The sequence below is a fragment of the Candidatus Methanocrinis alkalitolerans genome, assembly GCF_029167205.1.
GTDB classification, from domain to species: domain Archaea; phylum Halobacteriota; class Methanosarcinia; order Methanotrichales; family Methanotrichaceae; genus Methanocrinis; species Methanocrinis alkalitolerans.
Genome location: NZ_JARFPL010000076.1, coordinates 1 through 2,956 on the forward strand (window position 1 = coordinate 1; position 2,956 = coordinate 2,956).

The following is a 2,956-nucleotide window of genomic DNA, read 5'->3' on the forward strand; positions in this document are numbered from 1 at the left end:
CCCGTTCTTGGACGTTCTGGAGGGTCTGAGAGAATACCTCCTTCAGCTCTGGTTTGTTTTTCTTCCACTCTGGCAGCAAGTTGTGAGTCTCATACTTAGATATGGATTTGCCTTCTTGTTCGAAAGAATTTTTCCGATATGCCAAAGTCTCGTTATAGGTCCATCTGCACAGCTCCAAGGTCTGTTCCATCTTAGACCGCTGTGCTTTTGTCGGATAGATCCTATATTTGAAGGCTTTAAGCATTATACTCACTTATGCTGCTATAGTATTTAAAGATTCATAGCTTAAGGCGGGGTACGATTCATCCCCGGCCTGAAGACCGGGTTTTTCTCTACCCCTGCACCCCGCCTCTATAAACCGATATGGAGAAGGGGGATGAGCAGCTGGAACGGACGGAAAAAAGAGGGCGGTAAAGGAGAGCAATAGGAGGATCAAGAAGGAGGATCAAGATACGGATCGAGGGGCCCTGGAGGTCAGACCTCCCAGGCCGCTATCACCTTCTCGATGTTCACGTAGTCTCTCCTTCCACCGTTCTCCAGGACCAAGACACCGTCGGCAGAGCCGACGACCCTGCCCCGGAGGCGCTGGTTTCCGTCCCCGCCGAAGTAGACCTCTACGTCCTTGTTGTAGAGATGTTCGGATATGAATTTGTCCATCAATTTCCTCACCTCAAAGGAGCTTTTTAGCTATAATAGGGCTTTAAACTAGATATAATTTGTGGTTAACCTCAAAATCGGCCTTAAAATCAGAAAAATCAATCCAAAATTTAAATCAACTTGATTAAATGATTTTGATTCGGATCAACCAGGGTTGTTGATCCGAAAATCTTTCGTCAAGTCAATTCGAGTTTAGAGCAGATGGTGGATGAGTTGGCCGCTACAACAGGAAGAGCTCGGCCTGCCCCCTTTTGGGGATCGTCCCCGGACCCTAATAACCGTCATTTTTTCCGGCTCACCTCATCTGTGCTTCTCCTCCCCGGGCAGATGGACCTCTCCACCTCTGCCATCCTCACCTCAAGATCCGGAACCCGGTCCAGAAGCTCCCTTAGGGAGAGGGCCTCTCCTGAGACGTCCAGGGCGACGGCGCCCCAGGGTCCGAGGGCGACCACGGCCTTCGCCCTCTTTCTAGCGGCAAAGGCCGCCCTCTCGCCCTGAACTTTCGAGAATGAAAATACCTCGACCACGGGTATGAGGGTCGCATCCCCGACTTTGAGGGGGTCGTCGACCGCAAGCGTCATCCGATTCATCCGATCACCATTTATCTATAGTCGCGTTTTTGTACAAAAATGGAGAGGGTGAGAGGATGGGAAACGATCTAGGCAGCATAGAGCCCCGGCTTCTCTGGGGTCATTTCAATGAAATAAGGAAGATCCCCCGGTGCTCCAAGCATGAGGGACTGGCGGCGGAGTACGTCGTCTCCGCAGCAAGACGACTCTGGCTCGACTGCAAAGTGGACGGGGCCGGAAACGTGGTGGTGAGAAAGGCCGCCACCCCCGGAAGGGAGAATGCTCCAACTGTCCTCCTCCAATCTCACCTGGACATGGTCTGCGAGAAGAACAAGGACCTCGACCACGACTTCTCGAAGGATCCCATCGAGGCGGTCGTCGAGGACGGCTGGGTTTCGGCGAGGGGCACCACCCTGGGGGCCGACAACGGGATCGGGGTCGCGGCGGCTCTAGCCGTCCTGGAGGACCCCGAAGCGGTCCACGGACCTCTGGAGCTCCTCTTCACCGTTGACGAGGAGGATGGGATGTCCGGGGCGAGGGGGCTATTGGAGGAAGAGATCGGGGCAAAGATGCTGATCAACCTGGACACAGAAGACCCCCACGCCATCTACGTGGGGTGCGCCGGCGGCGAGAACTCTCACCTCCGCCTCCCCATCCGATGGGTCCGTCCTGACCAGGGGGAGGCGGCGGCCTTCGAGGTGGTCCTCAAGGGCCTCAAGGGAGGCCACTCCGGCGTCGACATCAGCCTGGAGAGGGGAAACGCCATCAAGCTTTTGGGATTTCTCCTCTGGGAGGCGGGGGAAAAAGTCCCCCTCAGCCTCGCCTCCATCAGGGGCGGGGACAAGCACAACGCCATCCCCCGGGAGGCGGAGGCTCACGTCGTCTTGCCCCGGGAACGGGGGGAGGAGTTCTGCTCCCTGGTGGAAGCGGCTGAATGCTCCCTGCTGGAGGAGTACAGTAAGGTGGACCCGGGCCTCGCGGTGGAGATCAGGCCCCTGGAAGTTCCGGGGAGGGCGGCGTCCCTGGAGGACTCAATGCGGGCCATCAGCCTGATCAGAGCTCTTCCAAACGGGATCATCCGCTGGAGCCATGACATCCCAGAGCTCGTCGAGACCTCCACGAACCTCTCGGTCGTCTTCACCGAGGAGGATCACGTATTCTTTCAGCTGGCTTCCCGGTCCTCGTCGGTGGTCGGCCTCAAGATTACGACGGGGAGGATCCGGGCGGTGGCTAGGCTTGCGGGAGCCAAGGTCGAGAGGGGGGACAGGTATCCGGGGAGGCGTCCGAAGCTCGACTCAAAGCTCCTCGCAGCCTGCAAGGCCGCCCACAAAGACCTCTTCGGCCGAGAGCCGGAGGTTAAGTCGATTCACGCGGGCCTGGAGATAGGGATCATCGGGGAGAAGTTTCCGCAGATGGAGATGGTATCGTTGGGGACGACGATCGAGCATCCCCACTCTCCGAACGAGAGGGTGAAGATCTCGGCGGTGGAGGAGTTCTATCGGTTCGTCCTGGCGGCGCTGGAGAAGATATCGGGGATGGAAGGGCCGAACTCAGACAAGTCAACTACCCGCCAATGAATTGGCGGGCATGATGCTCGCCAGTATATTGGGGGCTTGCGGCTCCACAAAAAATCGGGCCACGATGGGCAGGTTGACAGCCACCCTTGCAGCTATGTTTCGAGCTGCGACGGTGTCAGCAGGGCCAGAGAAACCACAGCGGACACAAGCGAA

General features: G+C 57.3%; 4 protein-coding genes. 1 reads left to right on the forward strand and 3 read right to left on the reverse strand.

All coding sequences use genetic code 11. From position 1 onward, the window contains the following. The 3 genes from P0O24_RS12340 to P0O24_RS12350 all read right to left on the reverse strand — a co-directional run. On the reverse strand, positions 1 to 244 hold a 244-nt coding region (locus tag P0O24_RS12340), incomplete at its 3' end, for a helix-turn-helix domain-containing protein (RefSeq protein ID WP_316970051.1). 230 nt (positions 245 to 474) lie between these two features. Next, a complete protein-coding gene (locus tag P0O24_RS12345) occupies positions 475 to 660 on the reverse strand; it encodes an MM0924 family protein (protein ID WP_316970052.1) in 186 nt (61 codons plus the stop codon). A 278-nt stretch (positions 661 to 938) separates the two neighbouring features. Next, positions 939 to 1,247 (reverse strand): hypothetical protein, encoded by a 309-nt coding sequence (locus P0O24_RS12350; RefSeq protein ID WP_316970053.1) that lies wholly within the window; start codon positions 1,245 to 1,247, stop codon positions 939 to 941. A gap of 56 nt (positions 1,248 to 1,303) precedes the next feature. Between P0O24_RS12350 and P0O24_RS12355 the strand changes: the two genes are divergently transcribed. Next, positions 1,304 to 2,803 carry an aminoacyl-histidine dipeptidase gene (locus tag P0O24_RS12355; RefSeq protein WP_316970054.1) on the forward strand — a complete coding sequence of 500 codons (1,500 nt, stop codon included), beginning with the start codon at positions 1,304 to 1,306 and terminating at the stop codon, positions 2,801 to 2,803. Positions 2,804 to 2,956 lie beyond the last annotated feature (153 nt).

Coding starts and splice junctions, on each gene's coding strand:
- P0O24_RS12355 (WP_316970054.1), top strand. CDS start 1,304: ATGGGAAACGATCTAGGCAGCATAGAGCCCCGGCTTCTCTGGGGTCAT.
- P0O24_RS12350 (WP_316970053.1), bottom strand. CDS start 1,247: ATGAATCGGATGACGCTTGCGGTCGACGACCCCCTCAAAGTCGGGGAT.